The organism is Salipiger aestuarii, assembly GCF_003259905.1.
In the GTDB taxonomy this organism is placed as follows: domain Bacteria; phylum Pseudomonadota; class Alphaproteobacteria; order Rhodobacterales; family Rhodobacteraceae; genus Salipiger; species Salipiger aestuarii.
Genome location: NZ_QLMG01000024.1, coordinates 1 through 25,458, shown reverse-complemented (window position 1 = coordinate 25,458; position 25,458 = coordinate 1). Strand labels below are relative to the sequence as shown.

Below are 25,458 nucleotides of genomic sequence, written 5' to 3'. Positions count from 1 at the left end.
GACCGGGTTTGGAGATGTCGTGAAAACATTCGGCCTGATCGCCCTGACCATGTGCGCCTTTGCCGCCAATTCGCTGCTCAACCGGGCGGCGCTGACGCAGGGGGGCATGGACGCGGCCAGTTTCGCCACGCTGCGGCTGATGTCGGGGGCGGTCATGCTGGCCGTGCTTGTGCTGGCCACGCGGGCGCGGATGACGATCGCCGGGCCGGGGCGGGTGGCCGGCGTTGCCGGGTTGTTGCTGTATATCTACGGGTTTTCCGCAGCGTACGATGCGCTGCCCGCGGGACTTGGCGCGCTGCTGTTGTTCGGCATGGTGCAGGTGACCATGTTCGCCGCCGGGGTTTTATCGGGTGAGTCGATCCCCGCGCAACGCTGGGCCGGGGCGGGGCTGGCGTTCGCGGGGCTGGCCTATCTGTTGCTGCCCTCGGGGGGTGCGGCCACCAGCCTGCCCCATGCGCTGGTCATGTTGGCGGCAGGTTTCGGCTGGGGCGTCTATTCGCTGGCAGGCAGGCTGGCAAAGGCGCCGCTGGACTCGACCGCCACGAATTTCGCCATTGCCGCCGGGGTCGGGCTGCTGGTGCAGGCCGGGCTGTTTGCCATTAATGCCGGGACTGGGGGCTGGCCTGGGGCCTGGATTGGGGGCTGGACGGGCAGCGGCATCGCACTGGCGGTTGTGTCCGGGGCGGTGATGTCGGGGCTGGGCTATGCGGTGTGGTACGCGGTGCTGCCGCGCCTGCCCGGATCGGTCGCCGCCGTGGCGCAGTTGACGGTGCCGATCATCGCCATGGCGGGCGGTATGCTGTTTCTGGGCGAGCCGCTGACCCTGCGCTTTGCGCTGGCCAGCGCCCTTGTTCTCGGCGGAGTCGCCGTGTCCGTGCTGCCGCTGCGCCGCTGATTATTGCGCCCAGTGCACGGCGGTCAGATTGGTCGCCTGCGTCGGCTGGTTGGTCCAAAGCCCCCGCACCCGCGCATCCGCCACGGTGGCAAAGCCCAGCTGGAACAGAAACGCGTTCACATGATCCTCGGCGATCATCCGCTGCGCCTGTCGGATCAGATCCGACCGCGCCGCAGGATCTGTGGTGGCGGTCAGCGTGGTCATCAGGTCCTGAAAGCCGGCGTTGCGGTACTGAAAGTAATAGTCGGGCCGTGCATAGATGCCGATGTCGAACGGTTCGGTATGCGACACGATGGTCATGCCGAAGTCCTTGCCGCGAAACACTTCTTCCAGCCATTGCGCCCATTCCAGATTGACGATCTCGGTGGAAATGCCGACCTGGCGCAGCTGGGCGGCGATGATCTCGCCTCCGCGCCGCGCGTAAGAGGGCGGTGGCAGCTTGAGCGTTGTGGTAAAGCCCTCGGGGTAGCCCGCGCCGGCCAGCAGCTCGCGCGATGCGTCGGGGTCATGGGCGGACAGGTCCGTCAGATCGACGTAGTCGGGGTTATGCGGCGCGAAATGGGTGCCGATGGGCGTGCCCTGCCCGAACATGGCGCCGTCGATGATGGCCTGGCGGTCGATGGCATGGGCCACGGCCGCGCGCACGTTCGGGTCGTCAAGCGGCGGCTGGGCGTTGTTCATCGCAAGGATCGTTTCGCCCTCGGTCGTGCCGTGCAGCACCTGAAAGCGCGGGTCGGAGTCGAACATCGGCAGGTTCTCCGGGGCGGGAAAACTCGCGAACACGTCGATATCCTGCGCCATCATCGCAGCAAAGGCCGCCGTCGGGTCGGCGATGAACCGGAAGGTGACGTCGCTCAGCGCGGGCGCGTCGCCCCAGTAGCCGTCGTGGCGGGCCAGTTCGATCCGGTCGCCGGTGACCCAGCGGGCAAAGCGAAACGGCCCGGTGCCCACCGGGGTCTGCTTGATGCCGTCGATGGTTTCGGGCGCGACCATCACGGCGTCGCCCCAGGCAAGGTTGAACAGGAAATCGCCATCCGGTTCGGCCAGCGTCACCGTTGCGGTCTGGGGATCTGCCGCCGTCACCTCTGCGATGCCGTCAAACAGCGCCTTTTGTGCGTTCTGGCTGTCGTCGGCGCGGGCGCGGTCCAGCGAGAATACCACGTCGGAGGCATCAAAGGCGGTGCCGTCGTGAAAGGTCACGCCCTCGCGCAGATGAAAGGTGTAGACTTTTCCGTCGTCCGAAATCTCCCAGCTTTGCGCAAGGCCCGGCACCACGGCCCCGGTTTCGGTGAATTTCGTCAGCCCTTCGAAGACGTTGGAATAAAGCACGCTGTCGATGGCCCCGGCGGCCGCAGACGTCGGGTCCAGATGCGGCGGTTCCAGTTGCAGCGCGACGGTCAGGTCGGTCTGCTGCGCCGCCGCGCCATGGGCGGCGAACAGCAGGGCGGCGACAAGGGCAAGGCGGGGCATCCGGGGTCTCCTGTGGGGGCAGTCTGGCCCGAGTGTGCCGGATTCCCGCCAAGGTGCAAGGCCAAGACACTGGAAAGGCGGGGCCGGGCCTGCTAGATGGCGCGCGTGCCTGGAGGGAGGACCCCATGAGTGCGAACGCTCGCAAGACAGCCCCGTTGCCGGATGACATCCGCGCCCGAAAAGGCGGGGTGCCGATTGTCAGCCTGACCGCCTATACCACGCCCATGGCCCAGTTGATGGACGCGCAGTGCGATTTCGTGCTGGTGGGGGATTCCGTCGGCATGGTGCTGCACGGGTTGGAAAGCACGCTTGGCGTGACACTGGACATGATGATCCTGCATGGACGCGCGGTCAAACGCGGGCTGAACCATGCGATGATGGTCGTCGACATGCCCTTTGGCAGCTATGAGGAAAGCTGTGAGCAGGCGTTCCGCAACGCCGCGCGGATCATGGCCGAAACCGGCGCCGGGGCGGTGAAGCTGGAAGGCGGGGTCGGCATGGCCGGCACCATCGCTTTTCTGGTGGGGCGGGGCATTCCGGTGATGGCCCATATCGGCCTGACGCCGCAATCAATCAACACGCTGGGCGGTTACAAGGTGCAGGGCCGGGGGGCTGCGGGCGATGCGCTGCTGGGCGATGCCCGCGCCGTGGCGGATGCGGGGGCCTTTGCGGTGGTACTGGAAAAGGTGCCCGCCGTGCTGGCCGACCGGGTCACGCAGGACATCGCGATTCCCACCATCGGCATTGGCGCATCGGCGGGCTGCGACGGCCAGATCCTGGTTGTAGACGACATGCTGGGCCTGTTCACCGCCTTCAAGCCGAAATTCGTGAAACGCTATGCCACCCTGGGCGCACAGGCCGAGGCGGCGATTGCCGCCTATGCCTCCGAGGTTCGCGCCCGCGCCTTTCCCGCGCCCGAGCACATCTTTGCCGACACCCAGCCAGAGGCCCTGAAATGACCGAGATCCTTCGCGACAAGGCGGCCCTGCGCGCCCGTGTAACGGCCTGGAAACGCGCCGGCGAGACCGTTGGCGTGGTGCCAACCATGGGTGCGCTGCATCAGGGCCATCTGAGCCTGGTGCAGGCGGCCACGGCTGGGGCGGACCGGGTGATCGTGACGATCTTTGTGAACCCCAAGCAGTTCAACACACCGTCCGATCTGGAAAATTACCCCCGAACCGAACATGCGGATGCGGACAAGCTCGTGCCGTTCGGTGTCGACGCGGTCTATGTGCCCGGCCCGGATGAAATCTATCCCGACGGGTTTGCCACGTCGGTGCATGTGGAGGGGCTGACGGGAATCCTGTGCGGCGCCTTTCGCCCCGGTCATTTCGACGGGGTGACCACGGTGGTGTCCAAGCTGTTCCTGCAAACCGGGGCGGATCGCGCGTGGTTCGGGGAAAAGGACTACCAGCAGTTGCAGGTGGTGCGCCGCATGGCCCGCGATCTGGACATCCCCATCGAGGTGATCGGCTGCCCCACGGTGCGCGAACCGGACGGGCTTGCGCTGTCGTCGCGCAACCTGCTGTTGCCGGCGGACGCGCGCGCCAGGGCGCCGGCGATGGGTCGCGAAATGCGTGGCATGGCCGAGGCGCTGACCGCCGGGCGGTCCATGGCCGAACTGACCGCGCATGCCAGCGCTGCGCTGGCGCAGGCGGGATTTGACAAGGTCGAATATCTGGAACTGCGCGCCGCGGATGGGCTGGCGCTGCTGGACCGGGCTGATCGTCCGGCGCGGCTGTTGGCCGCGGCATGGATCGGTGGCGTGCGGCTGATCGACAATATCGCGGTGGGCTGACTCTAGCGCAGGATCGGCGGGCTGTCCGGGTCCGAGCCGGGCGCGATACGCTCCACCCGCGCAGGCGATTCGACCTCGGGCAGGTCGAATCGCAGCCCTACCCGCGTCAGCGACGCAGCCAGCGGATCGTGATCGCCGATGAACACCACGTCCAGAGAGCCTGCCTCGATCCCCGAAAACACCAGCGCCTCGTTCACCGCGCGGGCCAGCGCGGTTTCGGCCCCCGGCGCGGTGCCGGCAAAGGCCAGCAGATGGCTGCGGGTGCTGTCCTCATACCGCACACCGGCCAGCCAGGCACAGCGCGCGAACCCCGCCGCCGTGGCAAGTTTCGTGTCCAGCGCGGTGATCAGCGCCTCGGGCAGACCACCGGGAGGCGACACTTCTTCGACGGTGCCATGGGTTTCGGACGGGCCATGGCCCAGCGTGTCGTTCAGCCAGTCCACCGCTTCGGGCGGCAACAGGATCGACGACGGCGCGACATCAAGGTTCAGCGCAAGGCCGATGCCCTGACCGGCCAGCATCGACGCCACCGCGCGCCCCGACAGCGCCGCGTAGGGCGCGGCCAGTCCGACGAATTGCGACAGGCGTTCCTCGCGGTCGAACACCAGCACGAAGCTGGCATCGGGCAGGGCAAAGATTTCGGGTTCGACGGTGTCGCCGGTGGCTTCCCTGGCCAGCAGGATGAACATCTCGCCATCGGCGAGGCGTTCGTAGAACCGCAGCCGGGCGGTATCGTCCAGCGGCGTGGCCTCCATCGCGGCATGGGCGTGGTCAATCGGGGTAAGCAGGTCGGTCATGTCATCGCCTCGCGGACGCGGGTGCGCAGAACGGGCAGAAGCTCGGTCTCGAACCACGGGTTGCGTTTGAGCCATGCGGTATTGCGCCACGACGGATGAGGCAAGGGAATTGCGCCTGGCAGGTGGTCGCGCCAGCCGCTGACCGTTTCGGTAACGCCAGTCCTGGCGCCCAGATGATAGCGATGTGCATAGCCGCCGATATAAAGGCGCAAGCGCACGTCCCCAAGGGCGTCGAACAGCCGGTCATGCCAGGTGGCGCGGCAGATCGGCGGAGGCGGCAGGTCGGCCCCCGCCGCGTCATAGCCCGGAAAGCAAAAGGCCATCGGCATGATCGCCACGCGCGAGCGGTCCCAGAATGTCGCCTCGTCCAGCCCCAGCCAGTCGCGCAACCGCTTTCCGGACGCATCGTCGAACGGCGTCTGGCTGGCATGCGCGCGCATGCCCGGTGCCTGGCTGGCGATCAGCAGACGCGCACCGGGGTCGAACCAGACCACCGGACGCGGGGCATGGCGGGTTTTCGTGGCGGCGAAACGTCCGGCGCACAGGCGGCAGGCGCGCACCTGGCTGGCAAGATCCGTCAGGGTGTTCATGCCTGTCAGATAGGAACCCCGATCGGAATTGCCAGCTACGTTTCTATATTTGTAGAAATATGGCTTGCGTGATTCTGATATTTCGACAATGCTAGAAACATGAAACATGATTGCCTTCAGACCGAAGATTTCCCTCTGGAAATCGCCGCGTCCAAATTCGCAGCCCTGGGGTCCGAACAACGGCTGAGCGTGCTCCGGGCGCTGGTGCGCTCGGGTCCCGGGGGGCTGAGTATCGGCGCGCTGGGCGATCGCGCCGGGGTGACCGGATCGACCCTGACCCACCACCTGCGTATCCTGACGCAGGCCGGTCTGGTCCGCCAGGAAAAGCAGGGGCGCAGCATCATTTGCGCCGCTGCCGCCTATGAAGAGGTGCAGGCGCTTTGCGATTTCCTGCTGACCGAGTGCTGCGCCGAATGTCCGGGATGCAACGAACACGAGGACCACCACCATGGCTGAAACCTCTGACCCCGCGCCGCGCCGGCCCCGGATCGACAAGGCCTGGGCGGCCAGCGCGCTGGTGCTGGTCGCCGTCGCCATCGTCGAGCCGCCGCAGGTCTTTCCCACCTTGGGTTTCGCTATCGGCGCGCTGTGGCACACGCTGCCCTTCGTGCTCTTCGCCGTGGCAGCGGTGGCCTACGTCAAGGCGGCGGGGGCGGAAACCTTGCTGGCCAAGGCGTTCGAGGGGCGCGAAACGCGGATGATCGCGCTTGCCGCCCTGCTGGGCGGGCTGTCCCCGTTCTGTTCCTGCGAGGTCATCCCCTTTATTGCGGCGCTGCTGGCCGTGGGCGCCCCGCTCAGCGCGGTCATGGCGTTCTGGCTGGCCTCGCCGCTGATGGACCCGGCGATGTTCTTCGTGACCTCCGGCACGCTAGGGGTGGATTTCGCGCTGGGCAAGGCCGCGGCCGCCGTGGCGATCGGCCTGTTGGGCGGCTTTGGCACCATGGCGCTGAAATCCACGCCCGTGTTCACCGCTCCGCTGCGCGAAAAGCCCAGTGTCGGGGGCTGCTGCGGCGTCAGGAAACCCTTTCAGGGCACGCCCCGGTGGAAATTCTGGCAGGAGGCGCCGCGCCGCGAGACGTTTCGCGACGCGGCGCTGACCAACCTTGTCTTCCTGCTGAAATGGCTGACGCTGGCCTACCTGCTTGAAGCGGTGATGCTGCGCTACATCCCCGCCGACACCATCGCAGGCCTGCTGGGCGGCGACGGCATCTGGCCGATCCTGCTGGGCGCGCTGATCGGGGCGCCGGCCTATCTGAACGGCTACGCCGCGGTGCCGCTGGTGGATGCGCTGCTGGCGCAGGGCATGGCCCCCGGCGCCGCCATGAGCTTTATGGTGGCAGGCGGCGTCAGCTGCATCCCGGCGGCGGTCGCGGTCTGGGCGCTGGTCAAGCCACGGGTCTTTGCCGCCTATCTTGGCTATGCTCTGATCGGGGCCTTTGCGGCGGGGCTGGCCTGGGGGGCGCTTGCCTGAGTCTGCGTCTTAAGGTTTCCGGCGCCGCTGTGGCCCGCGCCGCCGCGTTTGGGCGCGAAACCCTGACAATCGCCGCAAAACATGCGCGACGATTGTTCTTTGTTTCCGGTCCGGGACATAATATCACCAGATTCCGCGCCTAAGACATGCTTAATCTGCCCCCGGTATGACCGTAGGGGGCGTTTGTGCGGGGCAAGGTGGATGCTGGAATTCGACATGGTCAGCAAGTCCTTCTGGACGGGCACGCAGCGCAAGGTGATCCTTGACCGCGTCTCTTTCCGGGTGGATCTTGGCCAGTCGCTTGGCATTCTGGCGCCCAATGGTACCGGCAAGACCACGCTGATCCGGATGATGGCAGGGCTGGAAAAGCCGGACGAGGGCGAAATCCGCAGCACCAGCCGCGTGTCCTTTCCGCTGGGGTTCATGGGCGGCGTCGTGGCCAAGATCTCGGCGCGGGAAAATGCCCGGTTCATTGCCCGGATGTACGGGATCGACCCGGATTACGTCGAAAGCTTCTGCCGCTGGCTGTGCGGGCTGGGGGAATATTTCGACCAGCCGCTGGGCACCTATTCCAGCGGCATGCGATCCCGGTTCACCTTTGCGCTGATGCTGGCGCTGGATTTCGATATCTACCTGATCGACGAGGGCATGCCTAACAGCACCGATGTCGAATTCAACAAGAAGGCGGGCGAGATCCTTGCCGAGCGGTTGCGCACCACGACCATCGTGATCGTGTCGCACCAGCCGCCGATCCTTGAAAAATTCGCGCGCAAGGCGGCGGTCCTGATGGACGGAAAACTGCACATGTTTGAAACCTTGGAAGAGGCGAAGCGGCTTTATGACTACGAAACCCAAGGCTAGGAAGTTCCGCATTCGCCGCAGCGGCGAGATGGCTTCCGACAGCGCGGCGCCGCAGGCTCCGCAGAATGACATTGCGCGCAGCGACCCGCCCGCCGGGCCGTTGGCGGGCGATGCCCGCACCCCCGCCGACGGCACCGGGGCGACCCGGCCAGACGCCCCGCGCGGACCGGCGCAACCCGCCCAGCCGGCGCGGGTGCAGGCCCCCGCCGGCATGCGCCCGCCGGTGCAGCCGCCCGTCCGCGACGCCGCCGCCGATCCAGGCGGGCCGGGCGCTGGCGATACCGACATGGACGCGATCCGGGCCGAGGGGCTGACAGGGCGCCAGTTGCGCATGGCCCGGCGCGTCGCGCAGAAACACGGGTTGGCGCCGACGTCGGATTTCGACGCGGTGCGCCTGTTGCGCGTTCGCGGCATTGATCCCTTTCAGCGCGCCAACATGCTGGAACTGGTGGTGCCCGACAGCACCGGCGACGACGACCGGGCCCCGGTCGGGAAATCGGCCCCACTGCCCGTGCCCGGTGGCAAGGTGAACCTGCCCCAGACAACCCCGGAGGCAAAGTCGCAGCTGCCCTCGACCCAGATCGCCAGCCCCGCCGAACGCCGCGCCGCCGAGATCATGCAGATTCAGCGCGATCTGGCCGCGCGTCGCCGCAGAAAGATGTGGCTGCTGCTGACGCGGCTGGCGTTTTTCGTGGCGCTGCCGACGATCCTTGCGGGGTATTATTTCTATGTCGTCGCCACGCCGATGTACGCGACCAAATCCGAATTTCTGATCCTCAAGGCCGAAAGCTCGGGGTCGTCCATAGGGTCGATGTTCTCGGGGACGCAGTTCGCGACCAATCAGGACGCCATCGCGGTGCAAAGCTATCTGTTGTCCAAGGACGCGATGTTGCGTCTGGATGCCGATGAAGGGTTCAAGGCGCATTACGAACAGGACTGGATCGACCCGATTCAGCGGCTGGATGCAGAGGCGTCGAACGAAACTGCCTATGCGCTTTACAAGCGCAACATCGAAATCGGCTACGATCCGACCGAGGGCGTTATCAAGATGGAAATCCAGGCCGCCGATCCCGGCACCGCCGCGCGGTTCAGCGAGGCGCTGATCGGCTATGCCGAGGACCGCGTCGACAACCTGTCCATGCGCAAGCGGTCCAACGCGGTCGACGATGCGGCTGCCGGGCTGATCGACGCGCAGAACGCTCGTGCCGAGGCGCAGGAAAAGCTGGTGCGCCTGCAACAGGAAGGCGCCGTCATCGACCCCGAAGGCCGCATCGCCGCCCTGCGCGGGCAGGTCAACAACATCGAGATCCAGTTGCAGGAAAAACGCCTTGCGCTACAGGCGCTTCTGGACAATTCCCGCCCCAATCAGGCCAAGGTCGACGGCGCGCGCGGCGACGTGCGGCGGCTGGAGGCGCTGCTGGCGGATCTGAACGGGCAGATGACCACCGCCACCACGGGCGAAAATTCCCTGGCCGAGATCGCGGTGCAGATCAAGCTGGCCGAGGCCGACCTGTCGACCCGTGACCTGATGCTTCAGACGGCGCTGGAACGGCTGGAACAGGCGCGGCGCGATGCCGACAGCCAGGCGCGGTATCTGACGACATCTGTGGTGCCGGTCGCATCCGAAGACCCGAGCTATCCGCGCAAGTTCGAAAACACGATCCTGGCGTTCCTGATCTTTTCCGGGGTGTATCTGATGATCTCGCTGACCGCGTCGATCCTGCGCGAACAGGTGTCGAGCTAGGCGGGCGACAAAAACGAAAGGGCGGGGCCGGGTGGCCTCGCCCTTCGTTCGGTCCGCTGGAACGGCTCAGCGGATGGTCTTGAGCGCACCGGCCCAGAGGTGCAGTTCGTCAAGCATCCCCGCGGCGCCCTTGGCAACTTCGGCGTTGGGGGCCAGCTTGCCGTCTTCGGTCAGATCGCCAAACACCATCGGCATCGGCACCGCCTGTTTCAACGGCATGACCCCCATGTTCGCCAGCAGGATACGCAGTTCCTGAGCGGACCGCAGACCGCCCGAGATGCCGCCATAGGACACCACGCCCGCGACCTTGCGGTCCCATTCCACCACCAGCGCCTGAATCGCGTTGACGACTGCAGCGGGCGGAAAGCCATTGTATTCCGGGGTCACGAACACAAAGGCGTCCGCCTCGGCCACGGCGGCGCTTAGCGCCTTGGTGTGATCCTGCGAATAGGTCTGCATCGCGGGGTGGTTCGGTTCATCCAGCAGCGGCAGGTTGAAGGTGTCGATGTCGAGGATCTCAGCGTCGAATTTGCCATGCCGCTTGGCCTGCTCGGCCACCCAGTTCGAGATGATCGGCCCGATGCGGCCGGGGCGGGTCGAGGCGGTGACGATCTTGAGCTTGAGAACCATGAGAATATCCTTGGTATGATGACGTTTGATTGTTCGGCATCCTAACCCCCTGCCGCACCGCGGCAATCTCTGGTGCCGCACAGCCGCCATGCGGCGGCGCACAGCCAAAAGTTTTGGAACGGCATCCGCAACCTCGCGTTGAAGTGAAATCGCATAAAAAAAACAGGGACAGTCATGACCGGATTGGCACGCGCGCTACGCCTGCGCACCGACACGACGATTTTCTTCAGCGCCTCTGGCCTGATGGTGCTTTTCCTCGCGGCGCTGGTGATCGCGCCCACCGCCATCGGGGCGTTTTTCGAAACCGGGCGGGCCTGGGTGGTGACCAATCTGGGCTGGTTTTTCATTCTGGGCGTGAACGTCTGGTTGGGGTTCCTGATCTGGGTGGCCTGTTCCCGGCACGGGCATATCGTCCTGGGGCGAACGGGCATGAAGCCGGATTTCGGCAACCTGTCGTGGTTTACCATGCTGTTCGCGGGGGGCATCGGCACCGTGCTGATGTTCTGGGGCGTCGCCGAGCCGATTTCGCATTTCAGCGCACCGCCGCGCGAAGGGGTCGAGCCCTATTCCATCGAGGCGTCGCAGGACGCGATGGCCTTTGCGCTGTATCACCTTGGCCTGCACACCTGGACGATTTTCACGCTGCCGGGGCTGGCCTTTGCCTATTTCATCCACCGTTACGATCTGCCGGTGCGGGTCAGTTCGGTGTTCTATCCGCTGCTGAAAGAGGGTATTCACGGGCCCGCCGGCAAAGCCATCGACGTGGCGGCGATCCTTGGCACGCTGTTCGGCGTCGCGGTGTCGCTGGGCCTTGGATCCAGCCAGATCGCCGCGGGTCTGTCGGAACTGACGGGGCTGGAAAACACCACCTGGATGCGGATCGGCATCATTGCGGTACTGACCTGCGTCGCGGTCGCGTCCATCGTGGCCGGCCTCGACAGCGGCGTGAAGCTTTTGTCGAACATCAACATCGGTCTGGCGGTCGGGCTGATGGTGTTCGTGCTGGTCACCGGCTCCACGCTGTTCCTGCTGCGCGGCATCGTGCAGACGGTAGGCATCTACTTCGGCAACCTGCCGCAGTTGGCGTTCTGGAACGACATGCTGGCCTATGCCCATCCCAGCGGCGAGGGCTGGGGCTGGCAGGGCAGCTGGACGGTGTTCTACTGGGCGTGGACGGTGACGTGGTCGCCGTTTATCGGGATATTTGTCGCGCGCATTTCGCGCGGGCGCACGATCCGCGAATTTGTCATGGGGGTGCTGTTGGCGCCGTCGGGCTTTACCCTGATCTGGTTCGCCATCTTCGGCTGGCAGGCGATGCAGATCGACGGCATCGGCGAAACCGCCCGCGCCGCGATGGGCGACAGCGCAGGCGAGCTGAGCCGCGCGGTGGCAGAGTCCGTGCCGCTTGCAATGTTCGCGTTTTTTGAACATTTCCCCTTTACGACGCTGGTGCAGGGGTTCGCAGTGGTTATCGTGGCGATCTTTTTCGCAACCTCGTCCGACAGCGCCTCGCTGGTGGTTGACATGCTGTGCACGGGCGAGGAAAAGCCCGGCCCGGTGCATCAGCGCGTCTATTGGGGCGTCGCCGAAGGCACCATCGCCGGCATGCTGATCTGGCTGGCGGGGGACGCGGGGCTGAATGCGCTGCAACAGGTGATTACGGTGATCGGCCTGCCGATCTTTCTGCTGGTGTTCATGATGATCCCGTCACTGATCAAGGGGCTTGGCGCGGAAGAGATTGCGCATGTGCGGATCAAGGACGATCCGGCCCTGGAAGACATCTGAAAACGCGAAAGGCCCGCATCGCGCGGGCCTTCCTTTCCGGCGTTTTTGAAGATGTTCAGAGCTTTTCGGTCAGTTCCGGGACGGCCTGGAACAGGTCCGCGACCAGTCCGTAGTCGGCGACCTGGAATATCGGCGCCTCTTCGTCCTTGTTGATCGCGACGATGATCTTGCTGTCCTTCATACCCGCAAGGTGCTGGATCGCTCCGGAAATGCCGCAGGCGACGTACAGGTCCGGCGCCACGACCTTGCCCGTCTGGCCGACCTGCCAGTCGTTCGGGGCAAAGCCGCTGTCCACCGCCGCGCGAGACGCTCCGACGGCGGCCCCCAGCTTGTCGGCCAGCGCCTCGATGATGGCAAAGTTTTCTTCGGACCCGACGCCGCGCCCCCCGGACACCACGATCTTGGCGCTCGTGAGTTCGGGGCGGTCGGATTCGGCAACCCTGTCTTCCAGCCATTCGGACAGGCCGGGGGCATCGGCCGCGGCAACGTCGTCGATCGTTACGGGATCGCCGGTACCGGCGGCCTCAAACGTCGAAGTGCGGAAGGTGATGACCTTTTTTTCATCCTTCGAGCGGACCGTTTGCATGGCATTGCCCGCATAGACCGGGCGTACGAACGTATCGGCATCGACCACGGCGGTGACGTCGGTCAGCACCATCACGTCCAGCAGCGCGGCAACGCGGGGCAGGATGTTCTTGGCGTCGGTCGTGGCGGGGGCGACGATATGCGCATACTCTCCGGCCAGCGATACGATCAGCGCCGCGACCGGCTCGGCCAGACGGTGGCCATAAAGCGCATTTTCGGCGCAGAGCACACGCGCCACGCCGGAAATGGTCGCGGCTTCGCCAGCCGCCGCCCTGGCCAAGGACCCGATGCACAGCACGGTCACGTCGCCCAGCGGCCTGGCGGCGGTGACGGCCTTGGCGGTGGCATCCATCGACAGCGCGCCATCAGTGATTTCCGCGACAACAAGAACAGCCATTACACGACCCCCGCATCTTTGAGTTTCGAAACCAGTTCATCGACCGACTCGACCTTTATGCCGGCGGTACGCGCGGCAGGTTCGGCGGTGCTGACGATGTCAAGCCGGGGCGACACGTCGACGCCGTAATCGGCTGCGGTCTTTTCATCCAGCGGCTTTTTCTTGGCCTTCATGATGTTGGGAAGGCTGGCATAGCGCGGCTCGTTCAGGCGCAGGTCGGTGGTGACGATCGCGGGCAGCGTGACCTTGATGGTCTGCAATCCGCCATCGACCTCGCGCGCGACGACCGCGGCGCCGTCCTCGACCGCCAGCGTGTTGGCGTTGGTTGCCTGGGCAAAGCCGGTCAGCGCCGCCAGCATCTGGCCGGTGGCGTTCAGGTCGTTGTCGATGGCCTGCTTGCCGCAGATGACCAGACCGGGGTCTTCTTCCTTGACGATGGCGGCAAGGATCTTGGCCACGGCGAGCGGTTCGATGTCGGTGTGAACGTCATCGGCGGCCACCACCAGGATCGCCCGGTCGGCGCCCATGGCAAGGGCCGTGCGCAGGGTTTCCTGCGCCTGCTTGACGCCGATCGACACCACGATCACGTCGGATGCCTTGCCGGCCTCTTTCAGGCGGATGGCTTCCTCGACGGCGATTTCGTCGAACGGGTTCATCGACATTTTCACATTGGCCAGATCGACACCGGATCCGTCCGCTTTGACGCGGACTTTCACGTTGTAGTCGATCACGCGCTTGACAGGTACGAGCACCTTCATCGGCGGGTTTCTCCTTATTTCGTCGCGACGGGCGCGACTCCCGGACGTTTCTTCACAGGGGTGATAACGAACGATAGACGGGCGAAACAGTACCAATACGACATGTTCGCGTAAAACGAACGCCGCGTCGCCGGCCGGATCACCTGTGCGCGTCGCAGATCGCGCGCAGGCTCTGCCACTGTCCGGCCTCCAGCGCGGGGCCAAGGTCAGCGTCGGGGCGTGACGGATCGCGCGGGGCGTTCATCGCCGCTGTCCCCGCGCCGTGCGAGGATCAGGTGGTTGGCGCTGGCGGTGGCGGGCAGGCTGCGCAGATCGGTCTGGGGCCACATAAGAGGCGCGACGCGCCGACCCGCGCTGACGACCGGATATGGCGGCGCACCCGCGTCGTGGCCCAGAACCGGTAGATGCCCAAGCTCAGCAGGGTTAGTAGCGGCGTACGACGTGCGTGCCAGAACAGCGCCTTGCCATCTCCGGTATAATCGCCATGGCCAAAGTTCGGCGTTTTGGGCGGGGTTTCAGACGGGGTGTCGGCGAAATCGGCCTCGTGCAACCCGGGTTCTTTCGGCGGGGGCAGGCGCCTGCCCCCGCCGGTGGGCGGGTTCAGGTAAACAGGTTGTCACGCGGGAACCCGCGCGGCGCCATGCGCCCCGATGTGGCGCGTTTGGCAAGCCATTCATCCAGCGCCGTTTCGGTGCGGGTGCGCCCGGCGGGGTCTCGCCAGCTAAGACCGTTTGCAAAGGTAAAGGTGGTGGCGTCGGACAGCCCGCCGTCCTTGTATTTCTGCAAGCGCACGCCCTTGCCCCGGCCCATCTCGGGCAGTTCGTCCAGCATGAATACCAGCACCTTGCGGTTCTGGCCCACCACGGCGACCGCGTCGCCATCGACCGGTTTGCAGACCCTGGCCGTGGCGCCATCCTTGACGTTGATGACCTGTTTGCCGGAGCGGGTCTGGGCGATCACGTCGTTTTCCGGCACCACGAACCCGTCGCCCGCCGACGAGGCGAGCAGCAGCTTGCGCCCCGGCTGGTGGATAAAGATATCGACGATTTCGGCCTCGTTGGGGAGATCGACCATCAGGCGCAGGGGTTCGCCCATGCCGCGCCCGCCGGGCAGATTGGCGGCCATGATCGTGTAGAACCGCCCGTTGCTGGCGAACACCAGCAGCTTATCCGTGGTTTCCGCGTGAAAGGTGAACCGAGGCCCGTCGCCGTCCTTGAACTTCAGCTCGCGGTCCAGCGCGATATGGCCGGTCATGGCGCGAATCCAGCCCATTTTCGAACAGACCACGGTGACGGGTTCGCGTTCGATCAGCGCCTCGATCGGCACGTCTTCGGCTTCGCCCGCTTCGGCGAACGTGGTCAGACGGTCGCCGCGCGCGTAATCCTTGGTAAAGCTTTTCCTGACCCCGCGCAGTTCCTCGGCGATGCGCTTCCATTGCAGATCGCCGGACGCAAGCAGCGTTTCCAGACCCTCGCGTTCGTCGCGCAGGGCATCGCGTTCGCGCACCAGTTCCATTTCCTCAAGCCGGCGCAAGCTGCGCAGGCGCATGTTCAGGATGGCCTCGGCCTGCACGTCGGTCAGCGCGACCTCGGCGTCGGCGCCATGGGCGGGACCGACGTAATCCTTTTCGTTCATGGCGCGGGTAAAGTCGCGCGCCCAGTCCTCGCGCATCAACGCGGCCTTGGGGTCGTCATCATAGCGGATGATGTCGATGACGCGATCCAGATTGAGGAAGGCGATGATAAGCCCTTCGAGCACCTCAAGCCGATGGTCGATCTTTTCCATCCGGTGCTGCGAGCGGCGGCACAGCACGTCGCGGCGGAAATCCAGAAACGCGCGCAGCACTTCCTTGAGCGAGCAGACCTTGGGCGTCAGCCCGTCGATCAGCACGTTCATGTTCAGCGAGAACCGGATTTCCAGATCGGAATTGCGGAACAGCATGTTCATCAGAACCTCGGGGTCGACGTTGCGCGACTTGGGTTCCAGCACCATGCGGATGTCTTCGGCGGATTCGTCGCGGATATCGGCGAGGATCGGCACCTTGCGGGTCTGGATCAGTTCGGCGAGCCGTTCGACCAGCTTGGATTTCTGCACCTGATAGGGAATCTCGGTGACCACGACCTGCCATTGGCCGCGGCCCAGATCCTCGACATACCAGCGGGCGCGCAGACGGATCGACCCCCGCCCGGTGCTGTAGGCCTGCGCGATGTTCTCGGGGGGTTCGACGATGACGCCGCCGGTGGGAAAATCGGGGCCGGGGACGTGTTGCAGCAGGGTGTCGTCCACCGCGTCGGGATGCTTGATGAGATGCAGGCAGGCGTTGATAAGCTCACCGATGTTGTGCGGCGGAATATTGGTGGCCATGCCCACCGCGATGCCGCTGGACCCGTTCGCCAGCAGGTTCGGGTAGGAGGCCGGCAGCACCACCGGTTCTTCGAGGCGCCCATCGTAATTGGGGCGGAAATCGACGGCGTTCTCGTCCAGACCGTCCAGCAGCGCCTCGGCCATGATGGTCATGCGGGCCTCGGTATAACGCGAGGCGGCGGGGTTGTCGCCGTCGATGTTGCCGAAATTGCCCTGACCGTTGACCAGCGGGTAGCGGATGGTGAAATCCTGCGCCAGCCGCGCCATGGCGTCATAGATCGCCGAGTCGCCATGGGGGTGGAAGTCCCCCATCGTGTCTCCGCTGATTTTTGCCGATTTTAAGAAGCCACCGGCGGAACTAAGCCGAAGCCTGCGCATTGCATAAAGGATACGACGGTGAACCGGCTTCAGCCCATCGCGGGCATCGGGAAGCGCCCGGTTCATGATCGTCGAAAGCGCATAGGTCAGGTAGCGCTCGCCAATGGCGCGGCGCAAAGGCTCGGCCACGTTGCGGGGGTTCATATTGGGGTCATCGACGATGTCATTCATGGAAGTTGTGATACAATCGGGCGGCGGGGCCGACAAGCGATCCGGCCTTTCGGCACTCGATTTTTCCGAAACCGCGATCAGCGGCTCTGAACTGTGTTATAAGACAGACATAATTCTGCGTCGTCTGCTTGCTGTTGTCATTTCACGCCTGTTGTTTTTTCCGTCGGGGGGCGGTGTTTCCATATGAAAAGCTTTATTCTCCTTACCTTCGCCTTTCTGGGCTGGAGCTGGTACGAACTGTCCGGCGGGGCGGACTTCAACGACCCGAACCAGCTTGCCAGGGCCGATACGTTCGAAGAAAACCGCCTGCCCGAAGTGGCGCGGGCTGACATCGCCGCCGACAGCCTGCTCCAGGTGGCCCGCCCGACCGCACCGGACGGCATCGTGCTTGCCTCGGCCGATGCGCAGCCTGCGGCTGGCGCCGTCGCAGCGCCGAAGCTTGGCGTGACGCTGGCCTCTGCCGCGCAGATGCCGCTGGCGCGCCCGTCCAAGGCGATTCTCGCCAAGGTGGCCGTGATGGATTCCGGTACGGACAATACCGCCACAGGCGCCGCACCCGACCTGCGGCGGGTCACCGGCAACGTGGTCAACATGCGCACCGGGCCGGGAACCGATTACGCCGTGATCGATCAGTTGCGCCGGGATGCCAGGGTGGTGGTGCTGGCCGAATCCGACGACGGCTGGGTCAAGCTGCGCACCGCCGCCGATGACCGTATCGGCTGGATGTCTCGGGATTTCCTGCGCGCCGCCGTGAACTGATCGCGCGGCCCGCGCCTTGCGCACCCCCCCGCACCTGTCCTAGGCGGAAAGGGGGTGTTTGCAGGAAAGGCAGCGCGCATGGCCGGACGATCCATACTCATGACAGGCTGTTCGTCGGGAATCGGGCTGGACGCCGCAAAGGGATTGCAGGCGCGGGGCTGGCGCGTGTTCGCTTCGTGCCGCAAGGATGCCGATTGCGAGACCCTGCGCGGGATGAGCTTTGACAGCCCGCGCCTGGATTATGCCGACGATGCCAGCATCCACGCCGCTTTGGCCGAGGTGCTGGCCGCGACCGGCGGCACGCTGGATGCGCTTTACAACAATGGGGCCTTTGCCTGCCCCGGCGCGGTCGAGGATCTGCCGACGCAGGCCCTGCGCGAGGTGTTCGAGGCCAACCTGTTCGGCTGGCACACGCTGACACGGGCGGTGATTCCGGTGATGCGCGCCCAGGGGCACGGGCGAATCGTCAATTGCTCGTCCGTGCTGGGGCTGGTGCCGCTGCACTGGCGCGGCGCCTATGTGGCGTCCAAGTTCGCGCTCGAAGGTCTGACGGATGTGCTGCGGCTGGAAATGCGCGACACGCCGATCAAGGTGATCCTGATCGAACCCGGTCCGATCACTTCGCGCATTCGGGAAAATTCCGTGCCGCATTTCGAAAAATGGATCGACTGGCGCAACTCGGCACGCGCCGCGCAATACGAGGCCAGGCTGGTCAAGCGGTTGTACGCGCCACCCTCGGTCGACAGCTTCGAACTGCCCGCCGCGGCGGTGACCGCCAAACTGGTCCGCGCGCTGGAACAACGCTCCCCCGCGCCGCGCTATTATGTGACCGTGCCGACCTGTCTGATGGGCACGCTGCGGCGGCTGTTGCCGACGCGGATGCTGGATCTGTTGATCGACAGCCAGCGATAGCCGGTTCGCTTTTCGCGCGAGGCGCGTTATGTAGGGGCGCAAGCTTCGGAGAGGATAAGGTGATGCTCAGGGATGATCCGCTGTTTCTCGTGATCGCAACGATCATGCTGATCGTGGTCGCGATTCTGCTGTTCGGCATCGGCTCGTTCGCCCGCGGGGGGGAATTCAACAAGAAATACGCGAACAAGGCGATGCGCTGGCGCATCATAGCGCAATTCGTCGCGGTGGTGCTCATCGTGATCTTCGTGCTGCTTCGCAAGGGAGCCTGACCCATGGTCGTTCTGAACAGGATCTACACGCGCACCGGCGACACGGGCGAAACCGCGCTGGTCGATGGCAGCCGCGTGCCCAAGTACAACGCCCGCGTCGAAGCCTATGGCACGGTCGACGAACTGAATGCGGTGATCGGCCTTGCCCGGCTGCATTCGGACGACGACCTCGATCAGCACCTGTCGCGCATCCAGAACGACCTGTTTGATCTGGGGTCCGACCTGGGCCGCCCGGACATGGCGAAGGATTCCGAGGCCGGTTATCCGGTTCTGCGCATGGTGGCCCCCCAGGTCGACCGGCTGGAAGCCGAGATCGACGCGATGAACGCCCGGCTTGAACCGCTGCGCAGTTTCGTGCTGCCGGGCGGATCCGCCGCCGCAGCGTATCTGCACCAGTGCCGCACCGTCGCGCGGCGCGCCGAACGCCGCGCGGTGGAGCTGGCCGCCGCCGGAGATGTGAACGAGCACGCGGTGAAATATCTCAACCGCCTGAGCGACTGGTTTTTCGTGGCGTCGCGCATCTGCAACGACGACGGGCGTGCGGATGTGCTGTGGGTTCCGGGCGCCAACCGCTAGCCGCGGTGCCGCTGATCCGTGTCTGGGGCTACGGGCCGCGCTTCGATCAGCACGAAGGCCTGCGCCCAGGGGTGATCGTCGGTCAAGGTAACGTGAACGATGGCTTCGTGGCCGGGCGGGGTCATCTGCGACAGGCGTTCCTGCGCCCAGCCGGTCAATGCCATGACGGGTTGGCCAGAGGGTAGGTTGCTGACGGCCATGTCCTTCCATGAGATCCCCATCCGCAGCCCGGTGCCAAGCGCCTTGGAACACGCCTCCTTGGCGGCCCAGCGTTTGGCGTAGGTCCCGGCGACATCGGCGCGGGCCTCCGCCTTGCGCTGCTCGGTTTGCGTAAAGACGCGGTTGCGGAAACGATCACCGAAGCGGTCGAGCGTTCCGGAGATGCGGTCGATATTCGCAAGGTCGGTCCCGATTCCCAGAATCATCGCGCGCGGCGCCCCGTCATCACGCCCGTGCCTCGTCCATCAGGCGGCGCATTTCCGCGATCGACGGGCCAAGCCCGCGAAAGATCGCCTCGCCGATCAGGAAGTGCCCGATGTTCAGTTCGACCAGCTCGGGGAAGGCGGCAATGGGCTTGACGGTGTCGTAGGTCAGCCCGTGTCCGGCGTGGACCTCCAGCCCCAGCGAATGGGCATAGGCGGTCATGTCGCGCAGGCGCGTCAGTTCGTCGTCGCGTTCGGCCCACCGGTCTTCGTGATGCAGATCGCAGTAATGGCCGGTGTGCAGTTCGACCACCTGCGCGCCGATCCGGGCCGAAGCGGCGACCTGGGCCCTGTCCGCGCCGATGAACAGCGACACGCGGCAGCCCGCGTCGCGCAGCGGAGCGATGAAATGCGCGATACGGTTTTCGTCGCGCGTCACGTCCAGCCCGCCCTCGGTGGTGCGTTCCTCGCGCTTTTCGGGCACGATGCAGACCGCGTGCGGCTTGTGGCGCAGCGCGATGGCCTGCATTTCATCCGTCGCCGCCATTTCGAAATTCAGCGGCAGGGTCAGCTTGCCCATCAGCCCGTCAATATCCGCGTCCGAGATGTGCCTGCGATCTTCGCGCAGGTGCGCGGTGATGCCGTCGGCGCCCGCGTCTTCGGCGATCTGCGCGGCGCGCAGCGGATCGGGATAGGCGCTGCCACGGGCATTTCGCACGGTGGCGACGTGGTCGATGTTGACGCCCAGCCTCAGGCGTCCGGCGAAATCGGTCATTCTTGGTCCTCGCGCGCGAAACTGGCGACGGGCGAAGATTAGACCGCAACGCCTGGCGGGGGAAACCGCAATTGCGCCCGGCGGGGTTTGTCAGGCGGCTTCGTGGCGGGGCAGGGCGTGCCACGCCGGGCGTGGACAGGACACGGATGCCGGATCGTCCGCGGCCAGAGGCGCGCAGAGGGCGCTGCCGGCCTGCGGTCGGCGCGGGTCCGTGCGATCTGCGGCCGGGCCGCCGCCGCGCTTGTTCAGAGCTGAATTGAACCAACGGATCAGTACCTGACGGCTCTTCATCCCGGCAAGTCTGGACGGCCCTGTTAACCACCATGGCGGACAGCAAAGAACATCTGCCGCGCGCCCCGCCTGAAAGCCGCAGGGCAAGTGTGACCTGGGGAAAAGGCGAAGGTCAGACCGGTGACAGCTTTGTGCACCAAATCCACTGGGGGGACTTTGTTGCGCAAAGAAGGTAAAGCCCGGTGTTCCCCTTTCCCCGGACGCACTTATCCCACGGGCTCGGTGACGGGGATGCCAAGCGCGGTGTCGCCGTTCAGCACGGCGGCGCGGACCTGGGGTTTCGGCGACCTGACGATCGAAGTCGCGTGCCATGAGGTGCTGTTCCAACAGTTTCATACAGCGCATCTTCGTCTCGTCTCGTCTCGTCTCGTCTCGTCTCGGCGCGGCTTCGGCGGTGGTACCCGCTCCGCTTTCGCCAGATCGCACGGCCGAGTTATTTCGATGCGCGCAGTGCTTCGTTCCAGGCGATCGCACCGGCGGACGAAGGCTTCCAGGGCTTGGCGTTCTTGCGGGGAGGGATAATGGCATGGGCGGGGCATAGTTGGCGAATTGATCGTGGGGGCGGATGGGCCGAACCTGATAGGCCACGCGGGTGCCATCGGCGTCAAACTCCACACCCTGCACGATGCAAGCCCCGTCCGCCAATTCGCGGGTGAGCGACGCGTCCACCATCTCCGGCGGGATGAGGCGCAAGCGCGGCCCCAGCGGAGTCGTGATCGCCTGCACGAAAGCTTCGCCGTCGATGACCAGCCCCCGGGCAATGTCGCCTTGCAGGCCCCAGAAGTCGGTTCGGCCATCGGCGTCGGCTTCGTCGGCCCCGTTATGGAAGAACGCCATCAGCTCTGCCCGGGTATCAGGGTTCGGGTGCTTCGGGGTCGGCACGATGCCCGCCCCCACCAGCGCCGCAGCCCAGTTGGCGGACGAAAGCCTGAGACAGCCACGGGTTATTGTTGGCCCCATGGCGGGCACGGCTGCAGAGCGATGCTCCGGTGGCGGAGACTTCCGGGTTGATGCGCCCCATCGTGCCCAAGCCCCAAGCTCCGCCAAAAGCTCGGTAACTAATATCGACGCAGGAATCGTGATCGGCACCAGTTCAACGCTTTTTACGGGGGGCGAACCGACGCTTGCGAAGGTGCTATTCGCAAAAGCCTGCGCTTCGGGTCCATCGACGGGCCAACGGGTTCCTTTAAGAGCCATCGGGCAAGACGCCCTACCTCAGCGCGTTCCAACCCCGCAGAGCTAGCAGCGTGAAGAATGCGGAGCGCACAGATCGGGTGCAGCGGATACACATCGGCCCGCCCTTCCGCGCCCTTCGGCGGGGAAGCAGGCGCGCTGCGACAGGTGCCGCAGAGATTGATCCAGCTTCTTGGTGTCGTCGATGTCATCTAGCTTGGCGATTGCATCGGCCGCGTTTCGAATGTTGAACATGAAAGCCTCCATCTGGTCCAACGCACAGATAGGTCAGATTGGCTTATATGATGAGGCGTGTTCCGGTTAAGGGTTTGCGGAACATGCCCAAGGCGGGGGCCGCGAACTCTGGGGTGAGCGGTTTCCGCAAACATCCATCCAGAGGAAACCCGATGCAGGACCATTGCACGTAAATCGAAGCTGCCAAGAAGGCTGCCCGCTGCATCTTCCACGTCGGCATGGTTGCCGACAGACCGCTGAGCCATTCTCATGCCGTCACGGCGATGATGCTGGCTGAGAACGGGTTGCGCGTGCCCGAAGGTTTTCTGGACTTCGCCAGCGACGGGCGGCTCAGCCACTTCAACGTCCGGGACCGGGGCAAGCCCCACGACATTGTCGAGAAGCGGATCAGTAACACGGGCATTGTTGCAAATATCGGGCAGGATTTCCCTTGCGGTTCCAGTGATGTAACCGACGCCGATGTCGAAACCCTCACCTCCTCGCTATCGCACGGCGAACTGGTCCGAGTATGATGCAGCACTTCGCAAGCGAGGGCCGCTGTCGGTCTGGTTCGATCCCGGCATGGTCTGGCATGCACGGAAATCGGGTAAGCGAGGATGCCCCGGTCCAGACATGCCTGACGCGAAAGGTGCTCTTCGGACGTCCGCTTTGCCAGACGGTTGGGCTGGTCGAGAGCCTGAACCAGATGGCCGGCCTCGACTGGCCGGCCTCGACTAGGCCGGTGCCGGACCGTTCGACACTCTTTCGAAATTGCGGTTCGGGTTCCGTATCGGGCATCTGGCAAGCCACGGAACCTGCTCATCGAAGGCACGCGCATCAAGTTGCGCGGCGACCGAGAGTGGCTGGCCCGCAAGCATGGCCCCTCGCGCCGGAGGCAATGGAGGAAGCCATATCGCTCTGAATGCAGGCACGCGCGATGTGCGCGCGGGCGAATTCACGGCGAGCCGGCAGGGCGACGGCCCCCTGCAGCCAGAGTTGCTGGCGCAGAACCCGCCGGGTGAAAAAACCGGCGTGGCGACCGCCGACTGTGCCTATGAAACGCGACGACGTCATCGCGCGACCATCGAACGCGGTGCATGCGGTCATACCGATCCGCCGCAACGGGCGTGCCTGGAAAACGGACTGCCCCGCGGCCATCGCGAGAAACGATATCTTGCGGGCAACGCGACATTTGGCCAGGACGCTCTGGAAGACGTGCGCCGGCTCTCATGTTCAATGGCGCGTCGAAGCCAGAATGAATTGCCCGAAGCTCTTCGGCGAGACGGTGTTCATGATGGCGATGCGGTGGTGGATTTCGGCGGGAAAGCCCAGACCCACGCCTGCGCCTGATTTGTGCAATATTGCCCCAATTACGCATGCTTTGAGACGCGATAGGAGATGTTTACGGCCAGGGTCTTCGGACGTCGGCTCAGGGCGCTGAAGTCCGGCACGCCCCAGTCAGCCGCAGCAGGCTCTCGACGAAGCCTGTGGTTTGCCGGAGGGCCATGCCAAAGATGACTTTCAACGTCAGGCACGTCTGGATCGCGGCATCGCTATACTGCGGCTGTCGGCCTCGCTTGCCTGTCGGCGGTGGCATCCACACCATGCCTGGATCGAACCGGATCGTAAGAGAGCCGCAGCGCTTCAGCGCCTTGTTGCAGGACCGCCAGTTCTTGATCGTGTAGGTCGGAGGGATGGGTCTGCTCATGCAGACCAGCTACCATGCTGGATTCACGAGATGCCCCCCCTCGGCTTTGCGCAACAAGACCGCTGTGGGCATAAATAATGCACCAACACTGGACGTTTTAACACAATCGTCATGGGATGTTTATCGTATTTGCATAAAGCATGAAAATGGTAACAGATTTTGCGTATTTCAAGAATGATGCAGGGTGAGCAAATCGCCGCGTTGCCCCTTCACTGGGACAAGAAGGGCAGACTTCAGGTCCTCATGGTGACGTCGCGCGATACGGGACGCTGGGTGATGCCCAAGGGATGGGAAATGGATGGGCTGAAACCCTGGTCCGCGGCGGAGATCGAGGCGCTTGAAGAAGCTGGCGTCAGGGGGCGCATCTCAAGCGATGAGCTGGGCGTTTACCACTACGACAAGGTGCTTGACGGTGGCAAGCTGCTGCGCTGTCAGGTGCGTGTCTACCCGATGATCGTCGACACGCTGTTGCGCGAGTGGAAGGAACGGCACGAACGAAAACGGCGCTGGTTTTCGCCCTTGGCCGCAGCCAGGCGGGTGCACGAACCCGAACTCGCCAACCTTCTGCGCGGGCTGTCCGACAAACCCAAGCGGCAGCCGGTGATCCGCCAGCTTATCGGGAAATCCTAGGCGTTGAGCGGTCGGGCGATACGATCTGCGCGCGATAGGACGGCCTGCCTGCCCCTGGCGGACCGTGCCGCCGCGTCCGGATGCGGCTCAGATACCGGCATTGAAAACGCTCGGGCGGACGTGTCGCGCCGCAACTAACGTCGGCTGCCGGTCGTGGTTTGCCGCCGTCACCATGCCGTCCCGCGCGGGGCTGTGCGCGGCCGGCGCTATCCTCTCTCCGCGCGAGCCCCGGGTATTGTTTCATGGGCTCGGAGCGCCATTTGACGGTGCGTTCCCTGCTATGCCCGGCGGTGAATTTTCATGTGATTTTTCGAAAACAGGCGCAGGGCGCCCGGCGAAAATTATTCGTCGGGTGAATCGGCCGCTGACGCGTGTGGCAAGGGTAAGGTGCTTAGGTGTTTAGTCCCAGCGTGTGATGGTCTACTTATCTGTGACCATCGGAAGGACGCACTGCCGGGTCGCAGCAGCGGCGGCAGCGATGACGACAACACGACCGGCGGAGACGCTGCGGCGGGCGGCGCCGATACACGCGTCGTGCCCACCGCCGATAACCCGCGTGTTCCGATCGTCAACGCCGGCACCGACACCCCCGTGGTCGAGGTCACCGGCACCGGCGAACCCGACTCCACCGCTGACATCATCATCGGCGACCCCATCACCACGACCACCGACGATCCCGGCGATACCTTGGGCACGGAGATCGAAGGCGGTGACATCCCGGCAGACGGCCAGTACGATGACATCTCGGTCGTCGTCACCGTCGACGTCGCCCCGCTCTGTATCGAAATCACGACAGGCCCCGTGTACGTCGGCGACGTTGTCAACGCCGACGAGGCCAAGGCCGGCTTTGCGATCACCGGGGCGTCGTTGCAGACCTCTGACTGCGGGCGATTCACAACGGAAATCCATGCGGTTAGACGGGGCTGATGAGCAAGCCTCCTCCCGCCCGCGACCGCACCATGAACTGGTCCAGCGACAACGCGGCGCTGCGCAAGCGTGGCTCCCTGCTGATCCA

25 protein-coding genes and 4 pseudogenes are annotated in these 25,458 nt (G+C 64.9%); 16 read left to right on the top strand and 13 right to left on the bottom strand.

Annotation, left to right across the window (positions count from 1 at the left end):
• Nucleotides 1-19: 19 nt before the first annotated feature.
• On the top strand, nucleotides 20-895 hold the full coding sequence (locus ATI53_RS13235) for a DMT family transporter (protein WP_111550603.1): 876 nt from the start codon (nucleotides 20-22) through the stop codon (nucleotides 893-895).
• Here the strand turns inward: ATI53_RS13235 and ATI53_RS13230 are convergent, their stop codons facing one another.
• A complete protein-coding gene (locus ATI53_RS13230) occupies nucleotides 896-2,365 on the bottom strand; it encodes an ABC transporter substrate-binding protein (protein ID WP_111550602.1) in 1,470 nt (489 codons plus the stop codon). It lies immediately after the preceding gene.
• Nucleotides 2,366-2,490: 125 nt separating this feature from the next.
• On the opposite strand from ATI53_RS13230, the gene panB reads away from it, so the two are divergent.
• Both panB and panC read left to right on the top strand, forming a co-directional pair.
• Complete coding sequence (panB, locus tag ATI53_RS13225; RefSeq protein WP_034453370.1) at nucleotides 2,491-3,324, top strand: 3-methyl-2-oxobutanoate hydroxymethyltransferase; 834 nt, start codon at nucleotides 2,491-2,493, stop codon at nucleotides 3,322-3,324.
• Nucleotides 3,321-4,163, top strand: a complete 843-nt coding sequence (panC, locus tag ATI53_RS13220) for a pantoate--beta-alanine ligase (protein ID WP_009506491.1) — start codon at nucleotides 3,321-3,323, stop codon at nucleotides 4,161-4,163. Before panB ends, panC begins: the two co-directional genes overlap by 4 nt.
• Before the next feature lie 2 nt (nucleotides 4,164-4,165).
• On the opposite strand, the gene ATI53_RS13215 is transcribed toward panC, so the two are convergent.
• Both ATI53_RS13215 and ATI53_RS13210 read right to left on the bottom strand, forming a co-directional pair.
• Complete coding sequence (locus ATI53_RS13215) at nucleotides 4,166-4,960, bottom strand: SseB family protein (RefSeq protein WP_111550601.1); 795 nt, start codon at nucleotides 4,958-4,960, stop codon at nucleotides 4,166-4,168.
• Nucleotides 4,957-5,550, bottom strand: coding sequence for a uracil-DNA glycosylase family protein (locus ATI53_RS13210; protein WP_111550600.1), 594 nt, complete (start codon nucleotides 5,548-5,550; stop codon nucleotides 4,957-4,959). Before ATI53_RS13210 ends, ATI53_RS13215 begins: the two co-directional genes overlap by 4 nt.
• A 99-nt stretch (nucleotides 5,551-5,649) precedes the next feature.
• On the opposite strand from ATI53_RS13210, the gene ATI53_RS13205 reads away from it, so the two are divergent.
• The 4 genes from ATI53_RS13205 (at nucleotide 5,650) to ATI53_RS13190 (ending at nucleotide 9,626) form a co-directional block, all read left to right on the top strand.
• Nucleotides 5,650-6,006, top strand: a complete 357-nt coding sequence (locus ATI53_RS13205; protein WP_111550599.1) for an ArsR/SmtB family transcription factor — start codon at nucleotides 5,650-5,652, stop codon at nucleotides 6,004-6,006.
• A complete protein-coding gene (locus ATI53_RS13200; protein WP_009506495.1) occupies nucleotides 5,999-7,021 on the top strand; it encodes a permease in 1,023 nt (340 codons plus the stop codon). The genes ATI53_RS13205 and ATI53_RS13200 overlap by 8 nt, the downstream gene beginning before the upstream one ends.
• Before the next feature lie 201 nt (nucleotides 7,022-7,222).
• A complete protein-coding gene (locus ATI53_RS13195; protein WP_009506496.1) occupies nucleotides 7,223-7,882 on the top strand; it encodes an ABC transporter ATP-binding protein in 660 nt (219 codons plus the stop codon).
• Nucleotides 7,860-9,626: a KpsE/RkpR family capsule polysaccharide export protein gene (locus tag ATI53_RS13190; RefSeq protein WP_111550598.1), complete on the top strand. Its 1,767-nt coding sequence runs from the start codon at nucleotides 7,860-7,862 to the stop codon at nucleotides 9,624-9,626. The genes ATI53_RS13195 and ATI53_RS13190 overlap by 23 nt, the downstream gene beginning before the upstream one ends.
• 66 nt (nucleotides 9,627-9,692) lie before the next feature.
• Here the strand turns inward: ATI53_RS13190 and ATI53_RS13185 are convergent, their stop codons facing one another.
• Nucleotides 9,693-10,256, bottom strand: a complete 564-nt coding sequence (locus tag ATI53_RS13185) for an NADPH-dependent FMN reductase (RefSeq protein WP_009503030.1) — start codon at nucleotides 10,254-10,256, stop codon at nucleotides 9,693-9,695.
• A 174-nt stretch (nucleotides 10,257-10,430) separates the two neighbouring features.
• Between ATI53_RS13185 and ATI53_RS13180 the strand changes: the two genes are divergently transcribed.
• Nucleotides 10,431-12,041, top strand: a complete 1,611-nt coding sequence (locus ATI53_RS13180; protein ID WP_009503031.1) for a BCCT family transporter — start codon at nucleotides 10,431-10,433, stop codon at nucleotides 12,039-12,041.
• 55 nt (nucleotides 12,042-12,096) lie between these two features.
• Here ATI53_RS13180 and ATI53_RS13175 read toward each other — a convergent pair whose 3' ends face one another.
• From ATI53_RS13175 to ATI53_RS13160, 4 genes are all read right to left on the bottom strand, one after another.
• Nucleotides 12,097-13,023, bottom strand: a complete 927-nt coding sequence (locus ATI53_RS13175) for an electron transfer flavoprotein subunit alpha/FixB family protein (RefSeq protein ID WP_009503032.1) — start codon at nucleotides 13,021-13,023, stop codon at nucleotides 12,097-12,099.
• Nucleotides 13,023-13,781, bottom strand: a complete 759-nt coding sequence (locus ATI53_RS13170; RefSeq protein WP_009503033.1) for an electron transfer flavoprotein subunit beta/FixA family protein — start codon at nucleotides 13,779-13,781, stop codon at nucleotides 13,023-13,025. Before ATI53_RS13170 ends, ATI53_RS13175 begins: the two co-directional genes overlap by 1 nt.
• A gap of 271 nt (nucleotides 13,782-14,052) precedes the next feature.
• Entirely contained in the window at nucleotides 14,053-14,331 is a 279-nt protein-coding gene (locus tag ATI53_RS13165) for a DUF898 family protein (protein ID WP_111550597.1), read from the bottom strand.
• A gap of 50 nt (nucleotides 14,332-14,381) precedes the next feature.
• Entirely contained in the window at nucleotides 14,382-16,694 is a 2,313-nt protein-coding gene (locus tag ATI53_RS13160; RefSeq protein WP_111550596.1) for a DNA topoisomerase IV subunit A, read from the bottom strand.
• Between the two features lie 183 nt (nucleotides 16,695-16,877).
• Here ATI53_RS13160 and ATI53_RS13150 point away from each other — a divergent pair, with 183 nt between their 5' ends.
• The 4 genes from ATI53_RS13150 to ATI53_RS13135 all read left to right on the top strand — a co-directional run bounded on the left by ATI53_RS13150 (nucleotide 16,878) and on the right by ATI53_RS13135 (nucleotide 19,210).
• Nucleotides 16,878-17,453, top strand: a complete 576-nt coding sequence (locus tag ATI53_RS13150) for an SH3 domain-containing protein (RefSeq protein WP_111550595.1) — start codon at nucleotides 16,878-16,880, stop codon at nucleotides 17,451-17,453.
• 78 nt (nucleotides 17,454-17,531) lie between these two features.
• On the top strand, nucleotides 17,532-18,365 hold the full coding sequence (locus ATI53_RS13145; protein ID WP_111550594.1) for an SDR family NAD(P)-dependent oxidoreductase: 834 nt from the start codon (nucleotides 17,532-17,534) through the stop codon (nucleotides 18,363-18,365).
• Between the two features lie 62 nt (nucleotides 18,366-18,427).
• Entirely contained in the window at nucleotides 18,428-18,634 is a 207-nt protein-coding gene (locus tag ATI53_RS13140; protein ID WP_009503040.1) for a twin transmembrane helix small protein, read from the top strand.
• Nucleotides 18,635-18,637: 3 nt separating this feature from the next.
• Nucleotides 18,638-19,210: a cob(I)yrinic acid a,c-diamide adenosyltransferase gene (locus ATI53_RS13135; protein ID WP_009503041.1), complete on the top strand. Its 573-nt coding sequence runs from the start codon at nucleotides 18,638-18,640 to the stop codon at nucleotides 19,208-19,210.
• Here the strand turns inward: ATI53_RS13135 and acpS are convergent.
• The 4 genes and pseudogenes from acpS to ATI53_RS24400 all read right to left on the bottom strand — a co-directional run.
• Nucleotides 19,207-19,635, bottom strand: coding sequence for a holo-ACP synthase (gene acpS, locus ATI53_RS13130; RefSeq protein ID WP_009503042.1), 429 nt, complete (start codon nucleotides 19,633-19,635; stop codon nucleotides 19,207-19,209). The genes ATI53_RS13135 and acpS overlap by 4 nt on opposite strands.
• Before the next feature lie 19 nt (nucleotides 19,636-19,654).
• Nucleotides 19,655-20,407, bottom strand: coding sequence for a pyridoxine 5'-phosphate synthase (locus ATI53_RS13125; protein ID WP_111550593.1), 753 nt, complete (start codon nucleotides 20,405-20,407; stop codon nucleotides 19,655-19,657).
• Between the two features lie 497 nt (nucleotides 20,408-20,904).
• Nucleotides 20,905-21,230: pseudogene (locus tag ATI53_RS13120) on the bottom strand (IS5/IS1182 family transposase); the annotation flags it as partial.
• A 65-nt stretch (nucleotides 21,231-21,295) separates the two neighbouring features.
• Nucleotides 21,296-21,658, bottom strand: a pseudogene (locus ATI53_RS24400) (phage portal protein); the annotation flags it as partial.
• Nucleotides 21,659-22,344: 686 nt separating this feature from the next.
• On the opposite strand from ATI53_RS24400, the gene ATI53_RS13105 reads away from it, so the two are divergent.
• Both ATI53_RS13105 and ATI53_RS13100 read left to right on the top strand, forming a co-directional pair.
• Nucleotides 22,345-22,638, top strand: a complete 294-nt coding sequence (locus ATI53_RS13105; RefSeq protein WP_111550592.1) for a hypothetical protein — start codon at nucleotides 22,345-22,347, stop codon at nucleotides 22,636-22,638.
• Nucleotides 22,586-23,393: pseudogene (locus ATI53_RS13100) on the top strand (IS5 family transposase); the annotation flags it as partial. The gene ATI53_RS13105 and the pseudogene ATI53_RS13100, both read left to right, overlap by 53 nt.
• A gap of 91 nt (nucleotides 23,394-23,484) precedes the next feature.
• Here ATI53_RS13100 and ATI53_RS13095 read toward each other — a convergent pair.
• Nucleotides 23,485-23,813 (bottom strand): annotated as a pseudogene (locus tag ATI53_RS13095) (transposase); the annotation flags it as partial.
• 174 nt (nucleotides 23,814-23,987) lie between these two features.
• Between ATI53_RS13095 and ATI53_RS13090 the strand changes: the two are divergent.
• Both ATI53_RS13090 and ATI53_RS13085 read left to right on the top strand, forming a co-directional pair.
• A complete protein-coding gene (locus ATI53_RS13090; protein WP_009503050.1) occupies nucleotides 23,988-24,443 on the top strand; it encodes an NUDIX hydrolase in 456 nt (151 codons plus the stop codon).
• 534 nt (nucleotides 24,444-24,977) lie between these two features.
• A complete protein-coding gene (locus tag ATI53_RS13085; protein ID WP_111550591.1) occupies nucleotides 24,978-25,370 on the top strand; it encodes a hypothetical protein in 393 nt (130 codons plus the stop codon).
• The last annotated feature ends 88 nt before the right edge of the window (nucleotides 25,371-25,458 follow it).

Bases quoted from the DNA above. Each gene is read 5' to 3' on its own strand.
- panC (WP_009506491.1), top strand. From the start codon at position 3,321: ATGACCGAGATCCTTCGCGACAAGGCGGCCCTGCGCGCCCGTGTAACG.
- ATI53_RS13170 (WP_009503033.1), bottom strand. From the start codon at position 13,781: ATGAAGGTGCTCGTACCTGTCAAGCGCGTGATCGACTACAACGTGAAA.
- ATI53_RS13150 (WP_111550595.1), top strand. From the start codon at position 16,878: ATGAAAAGCTTTATTCTCCTTACCTTCGCCTTTCTGGGCTGGAGCTGG.
- ATI53_RS13210 (WP_111550600.1), bottom strand. From the start codon at position 5,550: ATGAACACCCTGACGGATCTTGCCAGCCAGGTGCGCGCCTGCCGCCTG.
- acpS (WP_009503042.1), bottom strand. From the start codon at position 19,635: ATGATTCTGGGAATCGGGACCGACCTTGCGAATATCGACCGCATCTCC.
- ATI53_RS13185 (WP_009503030.1), bottom strand. From the start codon at position 10,256: ATGGTTCTCAAGCTCAAGATCGTCACCGCCTCGACCCGCCCCGGCCGC.
- ATI53_RS13180 (WP_009503031.1), top strand. From the start codon at position 10,431: ATGACCGGATTGGCACGCGCGCTACGCCTGCGCACCGACACGACGATT.
- ATI53_RS13140 (WP_009503040.1), top strand. From the start codon at position 18,428: ATGCTCAGGGATGATCCGCTGTTTCTCGTGATCGCAACGATCATGCTG.
- ATI53_RS13105 (WP_111550592.1), top strand. From the start codon at position 22,345: ATGGTTGCCGACAGACCGCTGAGCCATTCTCATGCCGTCACGGCGATG.
- ATI53_RS13215 (WP_111550601.1), bottom strand. From the start codon at position 4,960: ATGACCGACCTGCTTACCCCGATTGACCACGCCCATGCCGCGATGGAG.
- ATI53_RS13190 (WP_111550598.1), top strand. From the start codon at position 7,860: ATGACTACGAAACCCAAGGCTAGGAAGTTCCGCATTCGCCGCAGCGGC.
- ATI53_RS13200 (WP_009506495.1), top strand. From the start codon at position 5,999: ATGGCTGAAACCTCTGACCCCGCGCCGCGCCGGCCCCGGATCGACAAG.
- ATI53_RS13195 (WP_009506496.1), top strand. From the start codon at position 7,223: ATGCTGGAATTCGACATGGTCAGCAAGTCCTTCTGGACGGGCACGCAG.
- ATI53_RS13090 (WP_009503050.1), top strand. From the start codon at position 23,988: ATGATGCAGGGTGAGCAAATCGCCGCGTTGCCCCTTCACTGGGACAAG.
- ATI53_RS13205 (WP_111550599.1), top strand. From the start codon at position 5,650: ATGAAACATGATTGCCTTCAGACCGAAGATTTCCCTCTGGAAATCGCC.
- ATI53_RS13230 (WP_111550602.1), bottom strand. From the start codon at position 2,365: ATGCCCCGCCTTGCCCTTGTCGCCGCCCTGCTGTTCGCCGCCCATGGC.
- panB (WP_034453370.1), top strand. From the start codon at position 2,491: ATGAGTGCGAACGCTCGCAAGACAGCCCCGTTGCCGGATGACATCCGC.
- ATI53_RS13175 (WP_009503032.1), bottom strand. From the start codon at position 13,023: ATGGCTGTTCTTGTTGTCGCGGAAATCACTGATGGCGCGCTGTCGATG.
- ATI53_RS13135 (WP_009503041.1), top strand. From the start codon at position 18,638: ATGGTCGTTCTGAACAGGATCTACACGCGCACCGGCGACACGGGCGAA.
- ATI53_RS13125 (WP_111550593.1), bottom strand. From the start codon at position 20,407: ATGACCGATTTCGCCGGACGCCTGAGGCTGGGCGTCAACATCGACCAC.
- ATI53_RS13160 (WP_111550596.1), bottom strand. From the start codon at position 16,694: ATGAATGACATCGTCGATGACCCCAATATGAACCCCCGCAACGTGGCC.
- ATI53_RS13145 (WP_111550594.1), top strand. From the start codon at position 17,532: ATGGCCGGACGATCCATACTCATGACAGGCTGTTCGTCGGGAATCGGG.